Genomic DNA, 23,192 nt, shown 5'->3' with positions numbered 1-23,192 from the left:
GTCAGACATCACAGGAAGGGAACAACGCCCACATGACCCAGGTCGGACAGGATACGCTCGGTACCCGGAGCACCATGACCGCCGGCGGCAAGACCGTCGCCTACTACTCCTTCAAGAAAGCCGCCGAAAAGATCGGCGACGTATCGCGCCTGCCCTTCTCGATGAAGGTGCTGCTCGAGAACATGCTGCGCTTCGAGGACGGCGGCTTCACGGTCTCGACCGACGACGTCCAGGCCGTGGCCGACTGGCAGAAGAACCCGGTCACCGGCTCGGAAATCCAGTACCGTCCGGCACGCGTCCTTCTCCAGGACTTCACCGGCGTTCCCTGCGTCGTCGACCTTGCCGCGATGCGTGATGGCATTGCCGCGCTCGGTGGCGACACCAGCAAGATCAACCCCCAGGTTCCCGTCAACCTCGTGATCGACCACTCGGTCATGGTCGACGAGTTCGGCACGCCCAAGGCGTTCGAACAGAACATGGAGATCGAGTACCAGCGCAACATGGAGCGCTACGACTTCCTCAAGTGGGGTTCCAAGTCGCTCGACAACTTCTACGCCGTCCCCCCGGGCACCGGCATCTGCCACCAGGTCAACCTCGAGAACATCGCGCAGAGCGTGTGGACCGAGAACGACCAGAATGGCGAAATCGTCGCCTACCCCGACACCTGCGTCGGCACCGACAGCCACACCACCATGGTCAATGGCCTGGGCGTCCTTGGCTGGGGCGTGGGCGGCATCGAAGCCGAAGCGGCCATGCTCGGCCAGCCCGTCTCGATGCTCATCCCCGAAGTCGTCGGCTTCAAGTTCACCGGTGAACTGAAGGAAGGCGTCACCGCCACCGACCTCGTGCTGACCTGCACCAACATGCTGCGCAAGCACGGCGTGGTCGGCAAGTTCGTCGAATACTACGGCGAAGGCCTTGCCACGCTCAGCCTCGCCGACCGTGCGACGCTGGCCAACATGGCCCCGGAATACGGCGCGACCTGCGGCTTCTTCGGCATCGACGAGAAGACCCTCGAATACCTGCGCCTCACCGGCCGCGAAGAAGGCCAGATCGAACTGGTCGAAGCCTACGCCAAGGAGCAGGGCTTCTGGATGGATCCGGCGAACCCCGAGCCGGTCTTCTCCTCGAGCCTCGAACTCGACCTCTCGACCGTCGTGCCCTCGCTCGCCGGTCCCAAGCGCCCGCAGGACAAGGTCGTCCTCACCGAAGTCGACGATGTCTTCAACAAGGACATGGCCGAGCTCTACAAGCGTGAGCGCAAGTCGGTCGACGTCGATGGCGCGGACTACAAGCTGACCGATGGCGACGTCATGATCGCCGCGATCACCTCATGCACCAACACCTCGAACCCCTCGGTTCTGGTCGCCGCCGGCCTCGTGGCCAAGAAGGCCGACGAGCTGGGCCTGAAGCCCAAGCCCTGGGTCAAGACCTCGCTCGCCCCCGGCTCGCAGGTCGTCACCGACTACCTCGAGAAGGCCGGCCTCCAGTCGCACCTCGACAACGTCGGCTTCAACCTTGTCGGCTACGGCTGCACCACCTGCATCGGCAACTCGGGCCCGCTCGCCGAGCCCCTGTCGAAGGCGATCAACGAGAATGACCTGGTCGCCTCGGCGGTCATCTCGGGTAACCGCAACTTCGAGGGCCGCGTGTCGCCCGACGTGCGCGCCAACTTCCTGGCCTCGCCGCCGCTCGTCGTCGCCTACGCTCTGAAGGGCACCGTGGTGGAAGACTTCACCACCACCCCGATCGGCACCGGCAAGGACGGCCAGGACGTGTTCCTCAAGGACATCTGGCCGACCAACGAGGAAGTGACCACCACGATGAACGCGTGCGTGGATCGCGAGATGTTCCAGGCCCGCTACGCCGACGTCTACAAGGGCGACGAGCACTGGCAGGCGATCAACGTCACCGGCTCGGAAACCTACGCGTGGAAGCCGGCTTCGACCTACGTCGCCAACCCGCCGTACTTCGAGGGTATGGAAATGACCCCGGCACCGGTTTCGGACATCATCGAAGCCAAGCCGCTCCTCATCCTGGGCGACTCGGTCACCACCGACCACATCTCGCCCGCCGGTTCGATCAAGGCGGACAGCCCGGCCGGTGAATGGCTCATGGAGCATCAGGTCTCGAAGGCCGACTTCAACTCCTACGGCTCGCGCCGTGGCCACCACGAAGTGATGATGCGCGGCACCTTCGCCAACATCCGCATCCGCAACGAGATGGTCCCGGGCACCGAAGGCGGCTACTCGTCGTACAAGGGCGAAACCATGGCCGTCTACGACGCCGCCATGAAGCACGCGGCCGACGGCACGCAGCTTGTGGTCGTGGCCGGCAAGGAATACGGCACCGGCTCGTCGCGTGACTGGGCGGCCAAGGGCACCAACCTGCTGGGCGTGCGCACCGTCATCGTCGAGAGCTTCGAGCGCATCCACCGCTCGAACCTGGTCGGCATGGGCGTGCTTCCGCTCCAGTTCAAGGACGGCGACACCCGCGAGACGCTCGGCCTGACCGGCGACGATGCCTTCACCATCAAGGGCGTTGCCAACCTCAAGCCGCGCCAGGACGTCGAAGTCGAAGTGACCCGTGCGGACGGTTCGACCTTCACGTTCACCGCTCTGTGCCGCATCGATACGGCCAACGAGCTGGAATACTACATGAACGGCGGCATCCTTCAGTACGTCCTGCGCAAGCTCGCAGCCGACTGATCCGGCGCCAAGCCGAGGCCCTCACCGGCCTTTCGAAAACCCCGTCCGGCTCGCGCCGGGCGGGGTTTTCCGCGTTTGGGCCAGGTCATGGACGGAACTGGAGAAGAAAGAAGTGATTCCGAGGGCCAGCGCCCTCGGGCTCCCGGGACTGTCGAGCGCAAGGCACTCCCGCGATTTCATCGCGACATACGAAAGATCGACAGACAGATTACCGGCCGCCCCGGCTCAGGACGCAATCAGTCCCCTCGCCTTTCGCCGCAAAGGTGGCGCGCGAAAGCTGAGGTAGACATTATGGGGAGCCCGAGGGCGATGGCCCTCGGATCACTTCTTCCCCTTGCCTTGCTTTTTTTGGAATGCGCGGAAGCCCCGCAGACCGGGCCTCAGGCGCGGACAGTGTCCTTGCCCCGGCGCGCCAGGCGGCTGCGGGCGAAGAGCGCGGCAGCAGCGGCTCCGAAGAGGATCAGCATCGGCGGTTCAGGTACGTCCGTGGGCGGCGGTCCCGGCGGCGCAGCCCCGCCAGTCGTCGATCCGCCGGTGGTCGTGGTGGTATCACCGCCAGTGGAGGTCGAAGTGCTGGTCGAGCTGCTCGTCGAACTCGACGTGCTGGAGCTGGTGCTGGAACTCGTGCTGGTGCTTGTGTCCCCACCCGAGCTTGTCGACGTGCTTGTGGTGGTCGAGCCATCGTCGCCCCCCGAACTGGTCGAGGTGCTGGTGGTCGTCGTCGTCGAACCCTCGCCGCCCGAAGAGCTCGAAGAGGATGAGGACGACGACGACGAGGAACTGGAGCTGGACGAGGAGGAACTGCTCGACGTCGAGCCACCGGTCGTGGTCGAGGTGATGACGACATTGCCGCCACTCGACCCACCGCCTCCGAAGAACCCGCCGAAGAAGCCGCCACCAAACCCACCGATAGGACCACCACCGATCACCACCGGAGTACCGCCGCTGCCGCCTGCGGGCATCGGTGTGGGGGCGGGCGGAATATAGGGCGGGGGCACGGGGACCATCGCCAGCGGCGGGTCCTCGGGCGGCTTGACGATTTCACGCACGCGGCGGGTGGTGCGCGGCCTTTCCTTGGGAATGAGGCGCTTTGCCGGACGCGCGACCTTCGCCTGCTTGAGCTTGCGGTACTCGGTCATCTCCGACTGGGTCTCGGCAACGTGGACCGCGCCCCCGCCGATCACGGCGCAGCCCGCGGCGCAGGCGGACAGTTTGGCAATGGCGGTACGGATCGACATAAACGTTGCTCTCTGCGCAGGTCCTGCAGCCCTGACGGACTGGGCCGCTACGGCTCTCCCGGATGCTTTGCTCGAATACGGTTGCTAGCACACTCAAGGCAGAGAGGCGTTAACAGGGCAACGGCGTTAACCCTGTTTTCGGCTAAACCCCGCCAATTATCACGCAATTGCGTGGCTATTTCTAACCATGTGTTTCGAAACGGGACTTGTTTCGGGGGCAAGGGTAAACGCCTGCACCCGGGTGTCCTGCGTGATTTCAGTCGGCCTGCGGGCCTGCCGACGAATCGAAGAGCCCGCCTTGCGGACCCGCCGGAGGCGTCAGCCCCAGGTGCTGCCAGCCCCGGTCGTTGAGGCAGCGCCCGCGCGCAGTGCGCGCCACGAGCCCCAGCTGGATGAGGTAGGGCTCGATCACTTCCTCGATCGTGTCGCGCGGCTCGGACAGGCCCGCCGCCAGCGTCTCCACGCCCACCGGGCCGCCCTTGTAGATGTCCGCGATCATCGTCAGGTAACGGCGATCCTGCATGTCGAGACCAATCGAATCGACATCAAGGCGCGTCAGCGCATCGTCCGCGATCGCCTGGGTGATGACGTCCGAGCCCGCGACATGGGCAAAATCGCGCACGCGGCGCATCAGGCGTCCGGCCACGCGGGGGGTCCCGCGCGAACGGCGTGCGATCTCGGTCGCCCCGCCCTTGTCCATGCCGATGCCCAGCAGATTGGCGCCGCGCGTCACCACGTGTTCCAGCTCAGGCACGGTGTAGAACTGCAGGCGCACCGGAATGCCGAAACGGTCGCGCAAGGGGGTCTGGAGCAGGCCCTGCCGGGTCGTCGCGCCGATCAGGGTAAAGGGCGGCAGATCGATGCGCACCGAGCGCGCCGAGGGCCCCTCGCCGATGATGAGGTCGAGCGCGCGGTCCTCCATCGCGGGGTAGAGCACTTCCTCCACCACCGGATTGAGGCGGTGGATCTCGTCGATGAACAGGACATCGCCGTGTTCCAGGTTCGTGAGCAGCGCGGCAAGGTCCCCTGCCTTGGCGATCACCGGGCCCGAGGTGGCGCGGAAACCCACGCCCAGCTCGCGTGCGACGATCTGGGCCAGCGTCGTCTTGCCCAGCCCCGGCGGGCCGAAGAAGAGCGTGTGGTCCATCGCCTCCCGGCGCGACTTCGCGCTTTCGATGAAGACGTGGAGGTTGTCCTTGGCCGCCTCCTGCCCGACGAAATCGGACAGCGTCTTGGGGCGCAGCGCGGCATCGGCGTCTTCAGGCTGCGTCGCGGGCGAGAGGATGGGATTGTCGGTCATCAGAAGGGGTTCAGCGTGTAGCCGTCCTGTTGCAAGAGGGCGTGAGCGGTCATGGCCGAAAGCGCCAGCTCCACGCCGGGAATGAGATCGGCCCTGGCAAGGCCCATGGCCGTTGCACTCTGCCCGCACAGGATCACCCGGACACCATGGTCGAGGAGCGCGCGGACCAGCGGAGCGTTCGCGCTCGTCGTCCCGCCGCTGCGCGCAGCGTACGCCTCTGGCGCAAGCAGGTCAGCCCCGGCGGGGCCATGCACGACGAGCGCGACGTGAATGCGTTCGCGCGGCACACCGGCGGCGACCTGCATGTTGATGAAGCGCGCCGCGCTGTCGACATGGCGGTTCACCTCACCCGGTGTCGCCGCCGCCGAGATGTCGAAGGCGACCTTGAATTCGGCATCGGCCGGGATCGGCATGTCCGGCTCGACTGCAAAGGTGCGCCCATACTCGGTGAAGACGGGCCCCGTGCGTGCAGCGGGCCCAGCGATGGCCACAGCCGGAAGCAGCGCGACCACAGCCGAGAGGAGAAACGCCGCGCGCCTCACCCCGCCGCCTTCTTCAGCGCCACGCGCACCAGGTCGTTGAGCCCGGCATCCTCGCCCAGCTCGCCCACGGCCTGCGCGACCGCGGTGCTGGCAATGGCGGGCTTGAAGCCCAGGTTCTGGAGCGCGGAGACGGCGTCCGCACTGGACGAACCGGCAGGGCTCGCCGCGTCCGAGGCGGCGATGCCCGGGGATCCTGGGGCGACCGGCATGCCGCCCGCCTTCTCCTTCAATTCGTTGACGATGCGCGTCGCAAGCTTGGGGCCGACCCCGTTGGCGCGCGCGACCATGGCGCTGTCGCCGCCCGCGCAGGCGCGCTGCAATTCCTCGGTAGTGAGGACCGAGAGGATCGCGAGCGCGACCTTCGAGCCCACCCCCTGCACCGCGGTGAGGAGGCGGAACCAGTTGCGCTCGGCCGCCGAGGTGAAGCCTATCAGGCGCTGGTCGGTCTCGGAGACCTGCATCTCGGTGTGCACCACGACCTTGTCGCCCCGGATGCCGAGGTGGACGAGCGTACGTGCCGAGCAGTGGACGAGATAGCCCACGCCGTTCACATCGATCACGGCCCAGTCGGGGCCCGTGTCATCCAGCAATCCAGTCAGCTTCGCGATCATGGTTTGTTCCTATGGCAGGAACGCCCCGGCATGACCAGACCAAACCGGTGCAGGTTAGCGATGGCTTCCCAGCATGTTGGCGTGGGTGATCGCGACGGCGAGCGCGTCGGAGGCGTCCTCACCCGCGAGCTGGACGCCGGGCAGCAGCACTTTCAGCATATGCTGGATCTGCTTCTTGTCCGCCCCGCCGGTGCCGACGAGCGCCTTCTTGACAATCTTGGTCGAATATTCGGCCACCGGCAGCCCCGCGCGCGCGATGGCGAGCATGGCCACGCCGCGCGCCTGGCCCAGCTTCAGTGTCGATTGCGGGTTCACGTTGACAAAAACCTCCTCCACCGCGCCTGTATCGGGGCGATGGTGGAGGATCACGTCGAGCAGCGCACTGTCGAGCTCGACCAGCCGCTCGGCCATCGAGGCCTTGGCGTTGGTACGGATCTGCCCGTTGGCCACGTGGCTGAGACGGCTGCCGCTCTTGGCGACCACACCCCAGCCCGTACAGGTAAGCCCGGGATCGAGCCCGATGATGATCATGCCGGCAAACGCCCCGTTCTGTCGATCCTGGGATCTGGCTCAGGCCGGAGCGAGAGAGGTCGTCGACGAGAACCGGCGCGCAGCGTGCTTCAGCACGTGAGCACCGGAAGCGCAGTCGACGGCCTTTCGCAGCCCGGGCTGGGCCAGATCAGCCCAGCTTTTCCATGACTTCGTCGGAGATCTCATAGTTCCCCCAGACGGTCTGGACATCGTCGTCGTCGTCCAGCGTGTCGACCAGCTTGAGCAGCGTGCTCGCAACGCCCTCGTCGGCATCGACCTTGATGTTGGGACGCCAGGCCAGCTTCACGCCTTCGGCTTCGCCCAGGACCTTCTCGAGTTCGCCTGCGACTTCGTGGAGCGCTTCGGGCGCGCACCAGATCGCGTGGCTGCCCGGGTTCTCGTCGCCATCGCCCATATCGCTCTCGACATCGTCGGCACCCGCCTCGATCGCAGCTTCGAGGACCTTCTCCTCATCGCCGACGCTCGCCGGGTACTCGATCAGGCCGAGGCGTTCAAAGCCGTGCGAGACGGCGCCGCTCGCGCCCAGGTTGCCGCCATTCTTGGCGAAAGCGGTGCGCACGTTGGTGGCGGTGCGGTTGCGGTTGTCGGTCAGCGCCTCGACGATGAGCGCGACGCCGCCCGGGCCGTAGCCCTCGTAGCGCACTTCCTCGTAGTTCTCGGCATCGCCCTTGGAAGCCTTGTCGATGGCGCGCTGGATGTTGTCCTTGGGCATCGACTGCGCCTTGGCGGCGTTGACGGCCGCGCGCAGGCGCGGGTTCATGTCCGGATCGGGCATGCCCATCTTGGCCGCGACGGTGATTTCGCGGCTCAGCTTGCTGAACTGCGCCGAGCGCTTCTTATCCTGCGCACCCTTGCGGTGCATGATGTTCTTGAATTTGGAATGGCCTGCCATCGGGTCCGCTCTTGTCTTGTGCCCGCCGCATGTAACCGAGGCTCTTGCCAGGCCAAAAAGGCCAGCGGGCGGCGGTACGGGGCGAGTCCGTTGGAAATTCGGGTCGGGCGCCCTTACAACAAGCGCACGCCCTAGAGCAACACTTGCCACCATCCCACCTCGCGCCAGGCGCCGAGTTTCCAGCCGACCTCGCGGTAGATGCCCACCGACGTGAGACCCATCGCCTCGTGCAAGGGGACACCGCCCGCGTTGGGAAACGCGATCCCGGCAGGCCAATTCAGGAAGGTGATTCCGAGGGCCATCGCCCTCGGGCTCCCCAAACTGTCTGCCTCACTTTTCGCCGGCCAGCGCGGCGCAGAGAGGTGAGGCAGACAGGTATGGGGTCAAGAGGCGATGGCCCCTTGAAGGAAGTCCTCGCCTTCTGCGCTCAGACCAGTTCGGCGAGCGCGGCCGGATCGAAGCCTTTGAGGCCGTCCGCATCGCCGCCGCGCACCTTGGCAACCCAATCGGGGTTGGAAATGAGCGCACGGCCGATGGCGATGAGGTCGAACTCGTCACGCTCCATGCGCGCTGTCAGCTGTTCAAGGCCCGTCGCCTTGGACGTCTCGCCCCCAAACGCGGCGAGGAATTCGCCCGAGAGGCCGACCGAGCCGACGCTGATCGTGGTCGCGCCGGTGAGCTTCTTGGCCCAGCCTGCGAAGTTCAGCCCCTGCTCGCCGTCGATCTCGGGGAACTCGGGCTCCCAGAAGCGGCGCTGCGAGCAGTGCAGGACATTCGCGCCCGCATCAACGAGCGGAGCCAGCCAGGACGTCATTTCCGCAGGCGTGGTGGCAAGCTTGGCCGTATAGTCCTGCTGCTTCCACTGGCTGAGACGCAGGATGAGCGGGAAGTCCGGGCCGATCGCCGCGCGCACGGCCGCAACCACTTCGGCGGCCATGCGCGAACGCTCGGCGATTGTCGCGCCGCCGTAGCGATCCTCACGCTGGTTGGTGCCGTCCCAGAAGAACTGGTCGATCAGGTAGCCGTGCGCGCCGTGCAGTTCGACCGTGTCGAAGCCCAGGCGCTTGGCATCGGCCGCGGCCCGCGCAAAGGCGGCAACGGTGTCGGCGATGTCCTCTTCGCTCATGGCCGTGCCGCGCGGGTCGCCGGGGCCGACGAGGCCCGAGGGGCTCTCGACCGGGGTTTCGGGTTCCCAGCCGCTCATGCCGCGCGTGGAGCCGGTGTGCCAGATCTGGGGGCCCATCCGGCCACCTGCGGCGTGGACGGCATCGACCACACCCTTCCAGCCCGCGAGCGCGTCCTCGCCATGAAAAAAGGGAATGCCCGGCTCGTTGCGCGAATTGGGCCGGTCGATCACCGTGCCTTCGGAGAGGATCAGGCCCACCCCGCCCTCGGCCCGGCGGGCGTAGTAGGCAGCCTGCTCGGGGCCGACGATGCCATTCTCGGCGAACGAGCGGGTCATGGGCGCCATGACAATGCGGTTGGCAAGGTCGAGGCCGCCGCGCTGGAAGGGCTGGAACAGGATGTCAGTGGCGGATGTGCTCATGGGAAGGGCTCCATCGGAACGAGGATCTGGGGGAGAGATTGATTGAATGCCCGCCTAGGTATATCTTCGATACCTGGGTTCAAGAACGCACCTTCAATTCGCCAGGTATCCTCAAGGATACCACCCCTCGACCACCCGCTTACCTGCGAGTTTCGCCATGCCCCTGTGCCAGCATTTCTCTGTCGACTGCCCCAGCCGCAAGCTGTTCGAGCAGATCGCGGACAAGTGGTCGATGATGGTCCTTACCGTCCTCGAACACGGGCCGGTGCGCTTCAACGCCATCAAGCGGCACCTGGAAGGCGTGACGCAGAAGTCCCTCACCCAGTGCCTGCGCAAGCTGGAGCGCAATGGCCTCGTCGAGCGCCAGGTGATCCCGGCCGCGCCGGTGGCCGTGGAATACAGCCTGACCCCGCTGGGCCAATCGCTCCTGCCGCCCTTCAAGGCGCTCTACGTCTGGACGATCGACAACATGGCGCAGGTCGATGCCGCGCGTACGGACTTCGACCTGCGTCAGGAAGAGGCCCGCGTCAGCGCCTGAAGGCCCGAGCGAGGCCCGGGAAGCGCGCGGATCAGATCCGCACGGCCGTCCCCGAACAGCTGACCATCAGCATCGAGCCGGTCTTGCCGATCGTCTCGTAATCGATGTCGACCCCGATGACGGCATTGCCGCCCAACCGTGCGGCCTCGGCTTCCATTTCGGCCAGCGCCTCCTTGCGGGCGCGCTGGAGGACCTGCTCGTACTTGCCCGAGCGCCCGCCCACGATATCGGTGATCGAGGCGAAGAGATCGCGAAAGATATTGGCCCCCACGATGACCTCCCCGGTCACGATGCCGAAGTACTGCTGGACAGGCTGTCCCTCGATCAGCGGCGTGGTGGTGACAATCATCGGCAAGGCTCCCATGTAAGTGCGTGATCCACGCCATTCCCGAAATGCAGCGGGAACACAACGCTTTGGCAAGGATCTATCGGCCAGGAGATAGCCCATGACACGCCCCACGGTTCCCCTGGCATCCGCCGCCTCGCCTGGCATCGCCGCCATTCTGGCCGACCTTGCCCGCTTCGTGCGCCGCCCGCGCGTGCTCGTGCCGGAGGGCTTGCGCCGTCTTTCCAGCTGGAAGGTGCTGGGCGTCCTCTATGCCCTGCACGTCGCGGTGCTGCTGCTGGTCACCCTGCCGCTGACCGCGCTCATCCAGAGCCAGCTTGGCCTGACGCCGCCCGACGCCTTCGATCAGTTGCCAGCCGGATGGCTTTTTCCCGTCACGGTGATTGCCGCGCCGATCATCGAGGAAATGCTGTTTCGCGGGTGGCAGAGCGGGCGCCCGCGCGCGCTGTGGCTGCTGGGCTGCGGATTTCTGGGGGCTGTCGTGATTGCGGGCCAGGCCCATGGACTTGGCCCCTTGTGGATCACAGGCGGCCTGCTGGGTCTGGCGCTCATCGCTGGGGCGGGCTGGTTCGCGCTGCGCCGTCGTCCGGCACCCGGTTGGTTCCGCAGCGGCTACCCCGTGATCTACTGGCTGGCCGCGCTGGTCTTTGCGGGCATCCACATCTTCAACTACGGCAACGCCTCGGCGCTGACCGCGCTTCTTGTGCTGCCCCAGCTGTGGGCCGGGATCATGCTGGGCTATACCCGCCAGAGACTGGGCGTGGGCGCAGGGATGCTCCAGCACGCGGGCGCCAATGCCGCGACCATGGCGCTGGCCCTTCTCACCGGAATGTAAGGAACGGCCGGGACCTATGGCCCCGGCGTTCCCCACCGGATCAGTCGAGGCCGAGCGCGCTGCGGTAGGTCTCGAGCACCATGTCCATCTCGCGACGGTCGTCGGGCTTCATCTTACGCAGGCGCACGATCTGGCGCATGATCTTGACGTCGTAGCCGACGGCCTTGGCCTCGTTGTAGACGTCGCGGATGTCGTCCGAGATGCCCTTCTTTTCCTCTTCGAGACGCTCGATGCGTTCGATCAGCAGGCGAAGGCGGTCGTCGGCGGTTTCGGCCATGGAATTTCAGCTCCGAAAGAAGTTTTGAGAATCGGGTGTCGCCAAGGCGAACGGGCGCAGGCTGATAGCCGCTGCGCCGCCTTTGCGCAAAAGGTGATCCTGTGGAAAGCCGACGAGGCCCGTCTCCGGTGCCCCGCAGCAACGTGAAAGCGGAACATAGTGCCCCCTTGGCGCTTTGCCATAGTCGCATGCAATTTCGCGGCTGATGAAGGACACCGACAATGGAAGGAAGCGCCCCCGCGCGCACCGAGGCCCCCGCCTCCCCGCCTGCATGGACGCCTGCGCGCGTTGCCGTCGCGGTGGTCACCATACTAGCCGTGCTGGGCATCGCGCTCCTGCTGGTGCGCATGGTCAGCTTCCTCCTGCTGGTCTTCGCGGCAATCGTGCTCGGCGTCGTCTTCGATGCGATCACCCGGGTGATCTGCCGTCATACGCCGCTCGGCCGGGGCATCTGCCTGACCCTGGCCGTGCTACTGCTGCTCGGTGTCTTTGCCGGAGCCTTCTACCTCTTCGGCGCGCAACTCGCCGCCCAGTTCGACATGATCCGCGACAGCATTCCGGGCGCCATTGCCCGCGTCGAGGACCTGCTCGACAGCTTGGGCATGGGCGAAACCGTGCGCAGTGCCCTGGAACAGGGGCGCGAACAGATCTCCGGCGTGTTCTCGCAGGCGGGCGGCTACGTACTCACCGTGGGCAGCACGCTGACAAATCTCGTCCTCGTGGTGGCGGGCGCGGTGTTTCTGGCCGCCAATCCCGACCTCTACCGCCGCGGCTTCCTGAAGCTCATTCCCAAGGCCGCGGAGCCCACGGCCGCAGAGGCGCTGGACGATGTGGGCATGGGCCTCAATGGCTGGATGAAGGGGCAGATCGTCTCCTCCATCGTCGTGGCCCTCCTCAGCTGGATCGGGCTGGAACTGCTTGGTGTGCCTTCCGCAGCGGGGCTTGGCGTCATGGCGGGCCTGCTCGACGTCATTCCCATGCTGGGCCCCGTCATCGCCGGGTTCCCCGCCGTACTGCTTGCCTTCACGGTCTCGCCGATGACGGCGCTGTGGACGCTCCTGCTCTATCTCCTGGTGCAGCAGCTGCAGGGCAACGTGCTCCAGCCGATGATCCAGAAGCAGGCGGTCAACATCCCGCCTGCGATCCTGCTCTTCGCAGTGCTGGCGGCGGGCATGCTGTTCGGCTTCCTCGGCGTTCTTCTGGCTTCCCCGCTCACGATCACCGCCTTCGTCCTCGTCCAGCGCATCTACGTGAAGACGCTGCTGGACAAGGACGTGGAGATCGGCCCCCAGGAGGCCTGAGCGCCGGGAACGCCGCGCGTCAGGCTCAATGGCCCGGTGCGTTCTTCTTGAGGCTCTCTTCCATGCGCGCGAGCTGCTCGGGCGTGGCGTCGGACTGGTATCTGTCCTTCCACTCGGCAAACGGCATGCCGTGGATCACCGCGCGCGCCTCGGCCTTGTCGCCCTCGAACCCGGCATCGCGGATCCAGTCGGCAAGGCAGTTGCGGCAAAAACCGGCCAGACCCATCAGGTCGATGTTCTGGGCATCGTGGCGCTGTTGCAGATGATGCACCAGTCGGCGGAACGCCGCTGCCGCAATTGCATCATCAAGCGTGTCTATCGTTGCTTTCTCGTCCATATTCCTGCCGTTCGATCTTGGTTTAGGAGCCACCCTTTGCCATATGGGCGGCGGGTTTCGAAAGAGGCAGAAAAAACTTGGCAAGCATCCCCTACCGCCGTTCTCCGCATCACCGTGGCATCAAGCGCCAGCGCAAGGTCAAGATCCTGGCCACGCTGGGCCCGGCCAGCCGTGACAAGGAGACCATCGCCAAGCTGATCCAGCGCGGGGCCGACGCCTTCCGCGTCAACATGAGCCATGGCGACCATGACACCCACCGCGAAACCATCGCCAACGTGCGCGCGGTCGAAAAGGACCTGATGCGTCCGATCGCGATCCTGTGCGACCTGCAGGGCCCCAAGCTGCGCGTCGGCACCTTCGAGGGCGGCAAGGCCTTCATCAAGCACGGCGCCCACTTCACGCTCGACCGAGATCCGGCGCCGGGCAACGATGAACGCGTGTGCCTGCCCCACCCCGAGCTCTTCGGCATCCTGACCAAGGGCCAGCGCCTCCTGATCGACGATGGCAAGCTGCAGCTGCGCGTGATCCGCGCCGAAACGGACGAGATCCTGTGCAGCGCCGAAGTCGGCGGGCCGATCTCGGACCGCAAGGGCGTGAACGTGCCCGATGCGCTTGTCCCGATCCCCGCGCTCACCGAAAAGGACCGCCGCGACCTCGACTTCGCGATGGACCAGGGCGCGGACTGGATCGGCCTCTCCTTCGTGCAGCGTCCCGAAGACGTGGCCGAGGCGCGCCGCCTGATGGGCCCCAAGGGCTCGCTCATGGCCAAGATCGAGAAGCCCGCCGCCGTGGAAAGCCTCGACGAGATCATCGAGATTTCCGATGGCATCATGGTCGCGCGCGGGGACCTGGGCGTCGAACTCCTCCCTGAGGAAGTGCCTCCGATCCAGAAGCACATCGTGGAAAAGACCCGCGCCTGGGGCAAGCCGGTGGTGGTCGCCACGCAAATGCTCGAATCGATGATCAAGAGCCCCTCGCCCACCCGCGCCGAGGTCTCCGACGTTGCCAATGCGGTCTACGACGGTGCGGACGCGGTCATGCTCTCGGCCGAGACGGCGGCGGGCGACTGGCCGGTCGAAGCGGTCACGATCATGGACCGCATCGCGGTGAAAGTCGAAAGCGACGTCACCTACCGCGAGCGTATCCACCTCGCCAAGGCGCCGCTCGATGCGACCACGGCGGACGCGCTCGCCGGGTCGTGCACCCAGATCGCCGACACGCTGCCGATCGAGGGCATCATCGTCTTCACCAGTTCGGGCATTTCCGCGCGCCGTGTGGCGCGCGAACGTCCCGCAGCTCCCATGCTGGTGCTCACCCCCAGCCAGGAAACCGCCCGGCGCGGCGCGCTTCTGTGGGGTGCACACACGGTGATGACGCGCGACATCGGCAGCTTCGAGGAGATGATCGCCAAGGGCAAGCGCATGGCTCTGCGCCACGGCTTCGGCGCGGCCGGCACCAAGCTGGTGGTGCTGGCGGGTGTGCCCTTCGGCACCAAGGGCTCGACCAACCTGCTGCACATCGTGACGCTGACGGGCAACGAGCTCGACACGCCCAACTGATCGCCCATCACACGAAACAAGGCCGCGCGGGAGATCGGATCTCCGGCGCGGCCTTGTCGTTTGCGCAGGTTTCCCAAAATGACCCTCCAAACCTGGTGGCTCTTCGCCCTGACCGTCTTTGCGATCAGCGCCACGCCCGGCCCCAACATGCTGCATATCCTGACGCGCAGTGTCGATTTCGGCCTGGCGCGCACCTTTGCGGCGATGGCGGGATGCCTTTCGGGGCTGATGCTCCTCCTCACCGCGTCGGTCGCGGGGCTCTCGACCCTTCTGGTGGCCGTGCCTGGCCTCTTCACGGCGCTGCGCTATGCGGGCGCGGCCTATCTCGTGTACTTGGGGATCAAGGCCTGGCGCACCCGGGCGGGGCTACTGGATGTGGCCGAAGATCACCTGCCGCCTGCACGCCTCGGCGCGGGCGCGCTCTACCGGGGCGGCCTCGCGATCTCGCTCAGCAACCCCAAGGCCATCCTCTTCGCTGCAGCACTTCTGCCTCAGTTCATCGACCCCGCTCAGCCCACCGGACCGCAGTTCGCCGTGCTCCTCGCCACCTTCGCGGCGATCGAGAGCTTCTGGTACATGACCTATGCGCTGGGTGGACGCTCGATGGGGCGCGTTCTGGAGCGCCCCAGCGTCAAGAACCTCTTCAACAAGCTGACCGGCGGGCTGTTCGTGGCCTTCGGGATCGCGCTCCTGACCGCACGCGGCTAAACCGGCGCGCAGCCAGGGAGCCCGCCCCGGCTCAGTCGCGCGCGCCGAACAGCGCCGAACCGACGCGCACGTGGGTCGCGCCCAGCATGATCGCGGTCTCGAAGTCGCCGCTCATCCCCATCGAGAGCTGGTCGAGCCCGTTGTCCTGCGCGATCTTTGCGAGAAGCGCAAAGAAGGGCGCCGCCTCGATGCCGAGCGGCGGCACGCACATCAGACCGATCACCGGAATGCCCGCCTCGCGCGCGGCCTCCAGCAGCGCCGGCACGTCGGCAATGGCGCAGCCACCCTTCTGGTCCTCGTCGCCGATATTGACCTGCACGAAGCAGGGCACCTTGCGACCGGCCTTCGCCATCGCCTTGCCCAGCGCGCTCACCAGCGAGGGGCGGTCGAGCGAGTGGATGCAATCGAACAGCGCGACCGCGTCCTCGGCCTTGTTCGACTGAAGCTGGCCGACGAGGTGCAGCACCAGATCGGGGTATTCCTCGCGTAGTGCGGGCCACTTCTCCTGCGCTTCCTGCACGCGGTTCTCGCCAAACACGCGCTGGCCTTCCGCAATCAACGGCCGGATCGCATCCTGCCCGTGCGTCTTGGAAATAGCGATGAGTTCGATGCCCGAGGTCTCGCGCTGGGCGATGCGGGCCGCGTGCGCGATGCTCTCGCGCACTTCGGCAAGGGGAGTGACTGGCTCATTCATGGCGCGCTGCTATAGCGTCCCCGTGCCGAACTGCCACCCATCGAATCCGCGCAAGCCACAAGCAAGGCCCCTTCCCCGGCTCTGGCTCATCAGCGATGCGCGCAACGATCCGGGGCTGGAGCACGCGCTCGCCCGCCTGCCGCGTGGATCAGGCTTCATCTACCGCCACTACCACCTGGACGGACCGGCCCGGCGAGCCCGCTTCACCCGGCTTGCCCGCACGGCGCGGGGCCGCGGGCATACCGTGATCCTGGCCGGGACTGTCGCGAAGGCACGCCACTGGGGCGCGGACGGCGCCTATGGCAGCGCGCGTCTGCTGGCACCGGGCATGGAGGGCCTTCGGCTCGTCACCGTCCACTCGCTCACCGAACTGCGCGCTGCCCACGCCGCGCGCGCCGATGCGGTGCTGCTTTCGCCCGTCTTCGCGACGCGCTCGCACCCGGGCAGGCAGGGGCTGGGCCCCTTGCGCTTTCGCGCCATCGCCGCGCGCGCGCAGGTGCCTGTCATCGCGCTTGGGGGAATGACCACCCACCGCGCCCGGGCACGGGGCATCGCACGCTGGGCCGCAATCGACGGACTTTCCGGCGATTCGCGCCATCCGCCCACAGCCTGATTCCCCCTCTGTTCTTGACGAAAACCGCCCCGCCTGCGCATGATCGCGCGGATTAGGGCCCAATTTTCAATACGCGGGAATTCGATCATGGCATCTCGGGCAATCGGCGCCGGACAGCGCGCGGGCAAGCCGGACTGGCGCGCCGTGCTTCGCCGCTCGGTGCGCCGCGCGGGCGAACTGGGCGGGGCGGTGGTGCTCTTTGCCGCCATGCTGTTCCTGATCACCGCGCTCGCAACCTACAGCCAGACCGATCCGTCCGCCTCGACCGCCGCAGGCGGTGAGGTGCAGAACTGGATGGGGCCGGTCGGGGCCTGGGTCGCCGACCAGTTCCTGTTCTATTTCGGCCCGGTCGCCTGGCTCTTCGTCCCGCTGCTCTATGTCTTTGCCCGCAAGCTCTGGCTGCTGGTGGAGGAAGAGGACGCTGAAGCCGAGCCTTCCAACCAGCGCTGGTGGAAGCCGGTTGCCATGCTGGTGGTCGCGATGATGCTGATCACGACGGTGCTTTCCTTGTGGTTCTCCGAACCGGGCGGCACGCTGCCCGCCTCGATGGGGGGCATGTCTGGGCTTCTGGGCGCGTTCCTCGTCGACGCGCTCGCTGGCCTGGCCCCGCCCGCCGCCGTGGTCTGGATCAAGATTGCCGTCGCGCTTGTCTTCTTCGTTGTAGGGCTCACGCTCATCGGACGCGTCTTCGCGCTCGACTGGGCGCGCCTGCTTTCGCTTCCCGGCCGCATCGGTCGCCTGCCCCAGGCGCTGCCCTCCCCCTCGCGCTTTACCCGCGAAGGCAAGGAACCGCCCCCCCCCAAGGCACGGCGCAAGGGCCGCGCATCGAGCGAGGACGAGGGAGACGCCCTTCCCTTCGAACCCGACGCTCCAGCGAAGGCCGCGCGCGAGGACGCCCGCAGCGGCGCGGCCGTGGGCCTTTCCGACACCGCGCCGCGCCGTGCGCCCGCCATCGTCGACAGCCAGCGCGCGGCCAAGCCTGCACAGATCGGCGTGGGATCAAGCCAGACCGACCTGTTCGACGAATACAAGCTGCCCTCGCTCGACATCCTAACCGATCCGCCCGAAGGCTCGGACAAGGAGATCGACAAGCTCAGCCTCGAGCGCAACGCGCGTCTCCTCGAAACCGTGCTCGACGACTTCAACGTCAAGGGCGAGATCACCGCGGTGCGCACAGGCCCCGTCGTTACCATGTACGAACTGGAACCCGCGCCCGGCATCAAGTCGAGCCGCGTGGTCGGTCTCGCTGACGACATCGCGCGCAACATGTCCGCGATCTCGGCGCGCGTTTCCTCGATCCCGGGCCGCACCGTCATGGGCATCGAGTTGCCCAACGCGGACCGCCAGATGGTCTCGTTCAAGGAGATGGTCGCCTCCGAAGCCTTCGCCCACCACAAGGGCATGCTGCCGATCATCCTGGGGAAGGACATCGCGGGCGAACCCGTCGTGGCTGACCTCGCCACCATGCCCCACCTGCTGGTTGCAGGTACGACCGGCTCGGGTAAATCGGTCGGCCTCAACGCCATCCTGCTCTCGCTGCTCTACCGCCTGACGCCCGCGCAGTGCCGCCTGATCCTGGTCGACCCCAAGGTCCTCGAACTCAAGAGCTACGACGATATCCCCCACCTGCTCTCGCCGGTGGTGACCGACCCGCCCAAGGCGGTGCGCGCGCTCAAGTGGGCGGTCGAGGAGATGGAACGGCGCTACCGCATGATGAGCGAGGTCTCGGTGCGCAACCTCGCCGGCTTCAACGAAAAGGTGCGCAAGGCGGCCGCCAAGGGCGAGCCGCTCGGCCGCCGCGTCCAGACCGGCTTCGATGCCGAGACGGGCGAGGCGCTCTACGAGGAAAACCAGCTCGACTACGAGGTCCTGCCCCAGATCGTCCTCATCGTCGACGAACTCGCCGACCTCATGGTGACCGTGGGCAAGGAAATCGAAGTGCTCATCCAGCGCCTCTCGCAAAAGAGCCGCGCAGCGGGCATCCACCTTATCATGGCAACCCAGCGCCCGTCTGTCGACGTCATCACCGGCGTCATCAAGGCCAACCTGCCGACCCGTATCTCCTTCGCGGTTACCAGCCGCATCGACAGCCGCACGATCCTGGGCGAACAGGGCGCCGAGCAGCTGCTGGGCAAGGGTGACATGCTCTACAAGCCCAGCACCGACCCCATCAAGCGTGTCCACGGACCCTTCGTTTCGGACGAGGAAGTCGAGCACGTTGCCGACCACTGGCGCGGCCAGGGCAAGCCGGAATACATCGAGGCCGTCACCGAGGAGCCGGAGGAAGGCAGCTTCGGCTTCGACGACCTCGACGCGACCGCCTCCGACCAGCCCGAGGAGCGCAAGTACCGCCAGGTGTGCCAGCTCGTCTTCGAGAACCAGAAGGTCTCGGTCTCCTGGCTCCAGCGCCAGATGGGCGTGGGCTACAACACCGCGGCCAAGTGGGTGGAGCGCATGGAGAATGATGGCTACGTCGGCCCGGCCAACCACGTTGGCCGACGCGACATCTACCGCGATGAAAACGGCAACCCGCTGTGAAGCCCGCTGTAAAGACTGCGTCTCTCGCGCTGGCGCTCGCCGCCCTTACCCTGCCCGCGAACCTGGCCGCAGCCCCGCTGCCCCCGGGCCAGTGGCAGCGCCTCTTCGCCCGCGATGTCGAGCGCACGCTGGGCCGTGCGGTTCTCGTCGACACGGCCTCGATCCGGATCGCCGGAAACACCCGCACCTACATCGAGGCGAACGTGCTCCAGTCGCGGCGCGGGGCCTATCCCAAGGGCACCACGCTCTACTACAGGCGCGCCGTCAATTGCGCGGGCGGTCGCCACCGTATCGTGAGCTGGTCGATCGTCGCGCCCGATGGCCGCACGATCGGCAGCGGCACGAACTCTTCGCCGCAAAGCGGCGCGCTGCAATGGGACACCGCGCAGGGCAAGGTGCTGGGCTACGTCTGCCGGGGTATTCTTCCGCGCTGAACCCTTGGTAACGCCAAAGACAATCCCTAGGTTACGCGCCCCCGGCCTCGGCCAAGCTGCAACCTGACCGGCTCTGGCCGACACGACGAGGAAAGATCCAATGGAAGAGCATGGCCAGGCGTTCCTGCTCCAGGAAGGGTTCTTCCTCTTGGGAACTGCCCTCGTCTTCGTGCTGCTGTTCCGCCGACTGGGGCTGGGCGCGACACTGGGCTATCTGCTCGCAGGCGCAATCCTGGGGCCCTATGCACTCGGCCTGATCGGGGATGCGCAGGGCAAGATCGACTTTGCCGAACTGGGCATCACCCTCCTTCTCTTCATCGTCGGCCTCGAACTGGCGCCGCGCCGCCTGTGGCGCATGCGCAGCGAGATCTTCGGACTGGGCTTCCTGCAAGTCGCGCTGTGTGGCCTGGCCATCTCGGCGATCATCTACAGCTTCACACCCTTTACGCTCCAGGCTTCGCTCGCGCTGGGGCTGCCGCTCGGCCTGTCCTCGACCGCGCAGGTCCTGCCCATGCTGCAAAGCGCAGGCCGCCTCAACAGCCCCTTTGGTGAGCGTGCCTTTGCGATCCTGCTGTTCCAGGATCTCTCGATCATCCCGCTCATCACGATCATCGCGGCGATGAACCGCAACCCGGACCTCCCCGAAGGCCCTCCGGGCTGGCAGCTTGCGGTGATGACCGTCCTCGCCATCGTCGGCCTCGTCGCCGCCGGGCGCTTCGTGATCCGTCCGCTGTTCCGCCTCATCGGCAACCTGGGCGAGCGCGAGATGTTCGTCTTCGCCGCGCTCTTCACGGTCATCGCCTCGGCCGCGCTGATGCAGGCGCTTGGCCTCTCCACGGCGCTGGGCGCCTTCATCGCGGGCGTCATGCTTGCCGATTCGCCCTACCGCCACGAACTCGAAGCCGACGTCGAGCCGTTCCGCTCGCTCCTCCTGGGCCTGTTCTTCATGGCGGTCGGCATGATGCTCGACCTTTCGGCCATTGCCGAGCGTCCGCTCTTCGTCGTCTCGATGGCGCTGGCCCTCATCGCCGCGAAGGCCGCGATCATCTTTGCCCTTGGCCTGGCCTTCAAGATGAAGTGGCGCAGCGCGCTCGCGCTGGGCTTCCTGCTCAGCCAGGGTGGTGAATTCGGCTTCGTTCTCTTCGCACAGGCCAGCGAGGCCATGCTGATCGAAAGCCGGGCCGCCAGCCTGTTCGGCGCCATCGTCACCCTTTCGATGGTCGCTACCCCGTTCCTGATGATGGCCACCCGCCGCTTCCGCGAGGCCCCGCAAGGGCGCGCCGGGGAAGAGCGCGAGGGGCCACGTGCAGACGGGGCAAGCGCGATCATCGTGGGCTATGGACGCTTTGGCCAGACCGTCGCGCAGATCCTCAATGCCGCCGACATCGCCGTCACCCTCATCGACACCGACATCGGGATGATCGACGTGGCCCAGCGCTTTGGCGCCAAGGTCTACTTCGGGGATGGACGCCGCCTCGATCTCCTGCGCCAGGCAGGCTGTTCGGACGCACAGATCATCGCCTTCTGCATCGACGGCGAGCAGCTCGACGACGCCTTCCTGCGCGCGGTCCAGACCGCGTTTCCGCAAGCCTCGATCTATGCGCGCGTCTACGACCGCCGCTCGCTCCTCAAGCTCAAGGACAGCCCCGCGCGCTTCATCGTGCGCGAAGTCCTGGGCTCGGCGGTCACGCTTTCGCGCGCGATCCTCGATGGCCTTGGCCTCTCGGTCGACGACATCGACCGCGCCGAGGGCACCTACCGCAAGATGGACAAGGAGCGCCTCTCACTCCAGCACGAGGCGCGCGATCTGCGCGTGGCGCACGACCGCATCATCACCGAGCCGCTCCACCTCGGGCGCGGCGGCGAGGCGCCTCAGGGCACCGAGTAGCCAGCAAAGCGCTTCACCCGGCGCAGCGAGAAGCTGGTCTTCATCGAGGACACGCCTGGCAGGCGCGAGAGACAATCGCGGTGGATCGTCTCGTAGTGGTCGAGATCGGCCGCCGCGACGCGCAGCTGGTAGTCCGCGCCCCCGCTCATCAGGTGGCATTCGAGAATATCGTCGAAGTCACGCACCGAACGCTCAAAGCGGTCCATTGCCTCGCTGCTTTGGCTGATGAGCGCGATTTCGACGAAGACTTCGACCGGCAGCCCGATCCGGCGCGCGTCCAGCCGCGCCACATAGCCCGCGATGAGGCCCTGTTCCTCCAGCGCGCGAATCCGGCGATGGCAGGCCGAGGCGGAAAGATGGACCTCTTCCGCCAGCTGGGCAATCGAACGCGAGGAATCGGCCTGAAGCGCCTTCAACAAGGCTCGGTCGGTGCGATCCATGACAAATTTTCCCATCTATTGCGACAGAGGTGCAAAATTATTCGAACTTCGCCCCATCGCAAGGTCAAATGAGGTAAAACTTTGCGGAAGCCCCCCTGTAGGCTGATTCCATCAGGCGCCTGGACCTTCTCCAGGCACGGATCAGGGAGTTTGCGCATGCGCGTCGGTACCGTCACGGAAATCAAGAACCACGAATACCGGGTCGGCCTGACCCCCGAGAGCGCCAGCGAACTCGTCGCCAACGGCCACGAGGTCTGGGTCCAGAGCGGTGCGGGCCTCGGCATCGGCGCGAGCGACGAGCAGTACAGCGCGCTCGGCGCCAAGGTCATCGCGACCGCCGAAGAGGTCTTCGCGGGCTGCGACATGATCGTGAAGGTGAAGGAGCCGCTCGCCCCGGAACGCGCCATGCTGCGTGAGGGCCAGATCCTCTACACCTACCTCCACCTCGCACCCGATCCCGCCCAGACCGAGGATCTGGTGAAGGCGGGCGTCACCGCCATTGCCTACGAGACCGTCACCGGCCCGAACGGCGCGCTGCCGCTCCTGAAGCCGATGAGCCAGGTTGCCGGCCGCATGTCGATCCAGGCCGGCGCCACCGCGCTCCAGAAGGCGCAGGGCGGACGCGGCGTACTGCTCGGCGGCGTTCCGGGCGTGATGCCGGGCAAGGTCGCCGTCATCGGCGGCGGTGTGGTCGGCTTCAACGCCGCGCAGATGGCCGCAGGGCTTGGCGCGGACGTGACGATCCTCGACCGCAATCCCGAGGTGCTCGAACGCCTTGGCAACTACTTCGAGGCACGCGCCAAGACCCGCTTCTCGAGCCTGGCCAACCTCGCCGAGAGCGTGGCCGATGCCGACCTTGTCATCGGCGCGGTGCTGATCCCGGGCGCCGCCGCGCCCAAGCTCGTCACACGCGAGATGCTGGGCACGATGAAGAAGGGCGCGGTCCTCGTCGATGTCGCCATCGACCAGGGCGGCTGCTTCGAGACCAGCCACGCGACCACCCATGACGACCCGACCTACATGGTCGACGGTGTGGTCCACTACTGCGTGGCCAACATGCCGGGCGCAGTCTCGCGCACCAGCACCTACGCGCTGAACAACGTGACCCTGCCCCACGCGCTCGCCATCGCGAACCTGGGCTGGAAGGGTGCGCTGGCCCGCGATCCGCACCTTGCCGAGGGTCTCAACGTCCATGCCGGCAAGGTCACCTACAAGGCCGTCGCCACCGAACTGGGCTACGATTACACACCCGTCTCGGAGCTTCTCGCCTAGCGTTCAATTTCAACCATATTAAC

General features: G+C 66.5%; 24 protein-coding genes. 11 read left to right on the top strand and 13 right to left on the bottom strand.

Features of this window, described 5'->3' with window-relative positions; genetic code table 11:
• The first annotated feature begins 32 nt into the window (after window positions 1-32).
• Entirely contained in the window at window positions 33-2,708 is a 2,676-nt protein-coding gene (acnA, locus tag MTR65_RS10780) for an aconitate hydratase AcnA (protein ID WP_243799997.1), read from the top strand.
• A 380-nt stretch (window positions 2,709-3,088) separates the two neighbouring features.
• Here acnA and MTR65_RS10775 read toward each other — a convergent pair whose 3' ends face one another.
• The 8 genes from MTR65_RS10775 to MTR65_RS10740 form a co-directional block, all read right to left on the bottom strand.
• Window positions 3,089-3,946 (bottom strand): PEP-CTERM sorting domain-containing protein, encoded by an 858-nt coding sequence (locus tag MTR65_RS10775; protein WP_243799995.1) that lies wholly within the window; start codon window positions 3,944-3,946, stop codon window positions 3,089-3,091.
• 256 nt (window positions 3,947-4,202) lie between these two features.
• Window positions 4,203-5,246 carry a Holliday junction branch migration DNA helicase RuvB gene (gene ruvB, locus MTR65_RS10770; RefSeq protein WP_243799993.1) on the bottom strand — a complete coding sequence of 348 codons (1,044 nt, stop codon included), beginning with the start codon at window positions 5,244-5,246 and terminating at the stop codon, window positions 4,203-4,205.
• Window positions 5,246-5,788: a DsrE family protein gene (locus MTR65_RS10765; RefSeq protein ID WP_243799991.1), complete on the bottom strand. Its 543-nt coding sequence runs from the start codon at window positions 5,786-5,788 to the stop codon at window positions 5,246-5,248. The genes ruvB and MTR65_RS10765 overlap by 1 nt, the downstream gene beginning before the upstream one ends.
• The gene (gene ruvA, locus MTR65_RS10760; protein ID WP_243799988.1) at window positions 5,785-6,399 is read right to left on the bottom strand and encodes a Holliday junction branch migration protein RuvA; all 615 of its coding nucleotides are present in this window, start codon (window positions 6,397-6,399) and stop codon (window positions 5,785-5,787) included. The genes MTR65_RS10765 and ruvA overlap by 4 nt, the downstream gene beginning before the upstream one ends.
• A gap of 54 nt (window positions 6,400-6,453) precedes the next feature.
• Window positions 6,454-6,930, bottom strand: a complete 477-nt coding sequence (gene ruvC / locus MTR65_RS10755; RefSeq protein WP_226632455.1) for a crossover junction endodeoxyribonuclease RuvC — start codon at window positions 6,928-6,930, stop codon at window positions 6,454-6,456.
• A gap of 148 nt (window positions 6,931-7,078) precedes the next feature.
• The gene (locus MTR65_RS10750; RefSeq protein ID WP_148628600.1) at window positions 7,079-7,843 is read right to left on the bottom strand and encodes a YebC/PmpR family DNA-binding transcriptional regulator; all 765 of its coding nucleotides are present in this window, start codon (window positions 7,841-7,843) and stop codon (window positions 7,079-7,081) included.
• 131 nt (window positions 7,844-7,974) lie between these two features.
• Complete coding sequence (locus MTR65_RS10745) at window positions 7,975-8,145, bottom strand: GNAT family N-acetyltransferase (protein ID WP_243799986.1); 171 nt, start codon at window positions 8,143-8,145, stop codon at window positions 7,975-7,977.
• A gap of 125 nt (window positions 8,146-8,270) precedes the next feature.
• Window positions 8,271-9,389 (bottom strand): NADH:flavin oxidoreductase, encoded by a 1,119-nt coding sequence (locus MTR65_RS10740; protein ID WP_243799984.1) that lies wholly within the window; start codon window positions 9,387-9,389, stop codon window positions 8,271-8,273.
• A gap of 157 nt (window positions 9,390-9,546) precedes the next feature.
• On the opposite strand from MTR65_RS10740, the gene MTR65_RS10735 reads away from it, so the two are divergent.
• Complete coding sequence (locus MTR65_RS10735; protein WP_226632446.1) at window positions 9,547-9,927, top strand: winged helix-turn-helix transcriptional regulator; 381 nt, start codon at window positions 9,547-9,549, stop codon at window positions 9,925-9,927.
• Between the two features lie 31 nt (window positions 9,928-9,958).
• Here the strand turns inward: MTR65_RS10735 and MTR65_RS10730 are convergent, their stop codons facing one another.
• A complete protein-coding gene (locus MTR65_RS10730) occupies window positions 9,959-10,276 on the bottom strand; it encodes a heavy metal-binding domain-containing protein (protein WP_148628597.1) in 318 nt (105 codons plus the stop codon).
• 97 nt (window positions 10,277-10,373) lie between these two features.
• Between MTR65_RS10730 and MTR65_RS10725 the strand changes: the two genes are divergently transcribed.
• Complete coding sequence (locus MTR65_RS10725; protein WP_243799982.1) at window positions 10,374-11,108, top strand: type II CAAX prenyl endopeptidase Rce1 family protein; 735 nt, start codon at window positions 10,374-10,376, stop codon at window positions 11,106-11,108.
• 40 nt (window positions 11,109-11,148) lie between these two features.
• Here MTR65_RS10725 and MTR65_RS10720 read toward each other — a convergent pair whose 3' ends face one another.
• A complete protein-coding gene (locus tag MTR65_RS10720; RefSeq protein WP_039389019.1) occupies window positions 11,149-11,385 on the bottom strand; it encodes a DUF2312 domain-containing protein in 237 nt (78 codons plus the stop codon).
• A 221-nt stretch (window positions 11,386-11,606) separates the two neighbouring features.
• Here MTR65_RS10720 and MTR65_RS10715 point away from each other — a divergent pair, with 221 nt between their 5' ends.
• Window positions 11,607-12,686 carry an AI-2E family transporter gene (locus tag MTR65_RS10715; RefSeq protein WP_243799980.1) on the top strand — a complete coding sequence of 360 codons (1,080 nt, stop codon included), beginning with the start codon at window positions 11,607-11,609 and terminating at the stop codon, window positions 12,684-12,686.
• A gap of 25 nt (window positions 12,687-12,711) precedes the next feature.
• Here MTR65_RS10715 and MTR65_RS10710 read toward each other — a convergent pair whose 3' ends face one another.
• The gene (locus MTR65_RS10710; protein ID WP_243799977.1) at window positions 12,712-13,023 is read right to left on the bottom strand and encodes a DUF1244 domain-containing protein; all 312 of its coding nucleotides are present in this window, start codon (window positions 13,021-13,023) and stop codon (window positions 12,712-12,714) included.
• Window positions 13,024-13,100: 77 nt separating this feature from the next.
• Here MTR65_RS10710 and pyk point away from each other — a divergent pair, with 77 nt between their 5' ends.
• Together pyk and MTR65_RS10700 are read left to right on the top strand one after the other, a co-directional pair.
• Window positions 13,101-14,582 (top strand): pyruvate kinase, encoded by a 1,482-nt coding sequence (pyk, locus tag MTR65_RS10705; protein ID WP_039389023.1) that lies wholly within the window; start codon window positions 13,101-13,103, stop codon window positions 14,580-14,582.
• A gap of 78 nt (window positions 14,583-14,660) precedes the next feature.
• Window positions 14,661-15,290 (top strand): LysE family translocator, encoded by a 630-nt coding sequence (locus tag MTR65_RS10700; RefSeq protein ID WP_243799975.1) that lies wholly within the window; start codon window positions 14,661-14,663, stop codon window positions 15,288-15,290.
• Window positions 15,291-15,321: 31 nt separating this feature from the next.
• On the opposite strand, the gene MTR65_RS10695 is transcribed toward MTR65_RS10700, so the two are convergent.
• Entirely contained in the window at window positions 15,322-15,984 is a 663-nt protein-coding gene (locus MTR65_RS10695) for a YggS family pyridoxal phosphate-dependent enzyme (protein WP_243799972.1), read from the bottom strand.
• Between MTR65_RS10695 and MTR65_RS10690 the strand changes: the two genes are divergently transcribed.
• The 4 genes from MTR65_RS10690 (at window position 15,983) to MTR65_RS10675 (ending at window position 21,457) form a co-directional block, all read left to right on the top strand.
• Window positions 15,983-16,597 (top strand): thiamine phosphate synthase, encoded by a 615-nt coding sequence (locus MTR65_RS10690; RefSeq protein ID WP_243799969.1) that lies wholly within the window; start codon window positions 15,983-15,985, stop codon window positions 16,595-16,597. The genes MTR65_RS10695 and MTR65_RS10690 overlap by 2 nt on opposite strands.
• A gap of 87 nt (window positions 16,598-16,684) precedes the next feature.
• Window positions 16,685-19,135, top strand: a complete 2,451-nt coding sequence (locus MTR65_RS10685; RefSeq protein WP_243799967.1) for a DNA translocase FtsK — start codon at window positions 16,685-16,687, stop codon at window positions 19,133-19,135.
• A complete protein-coding gene (locus tag MTR65_RS10680) occupies window positions 19,132-19,569 on the top strand; it encodes a hypothetical protein (protein ID WP_243799965.1) in 438 nt (145 codons plus the stop codon). Before MTR65_RS10685 ends, MTR65_RS10680 begins: the two co-directional genes overlap by 4 nt.
• 100 nt (window positions 19,570-19,669) lie before the next feature.
• Window positions 19,670-21,457 carry a cation:proton antiporter domain-containing protein gene (locus tag MTR65_RS10675; RefSeq protein WP_243799963.1) on the top strand — a complete coding sequence of 596 codons (1,788 nt, stop codon included), beginning with the start codon at window positions 19,670-19,672 and terminating at the stop codon, window positions 21,455-21,457.
• Here MTR65_RS10675 and MTR65_RS10670 read toward each other — a convergent pair.
• The gene (locus MTR65_RS10670; RefSeq protein WP_243799960.1) at window positions 21,442-21,897 is read right to left on the bottom strand and encodes an Lrp/AsnC family transcriptional regulator; all 456 of its coding nucleotides are present in this window, start codon (window positions 21,895-21,897) and stop codon (window positions 21,442-21,444) included. The two genes, MTR65_RS10675 and MTR65_RS10670, sit on opposite strands and share 16 nt — an antisense overlap.
• A 156-nt stretch (window positions 21,898-22,053) precedes the next feature.
• Between MTR65_RS10670 and ald the strand changes: the two genes are divergently transcribed.
• Window positions 22,054-23,169: an alanine dehydrogenase gene (gene ald, locus MTR65_RS10665; protein ID WP_243799957.1), complete on the top strand. Its 1,116-nt coding sequence runs from the start codon at window positions 22,054-22,056 to the stop codon at window positions 23,167-23,169.
• Window positions 23,170-23,192 lie beyond the last annotated feature (23 nt).

Origin of the sequence: Novosphingobium mangrovi (assembly GCF_022818885.1) — a bacterium.
GTDB lineage: Bacteria > Pseudomonadota > Alphaproteobacteria > Sphingomonadales > Sphingomonadaceae > Novosphingobium > Novosphingobium mangrovi.
Note: the sequence above shows the minus strand (reverse complement) of the source record. Positions and strands in the feature narration are given on the sequence as shown.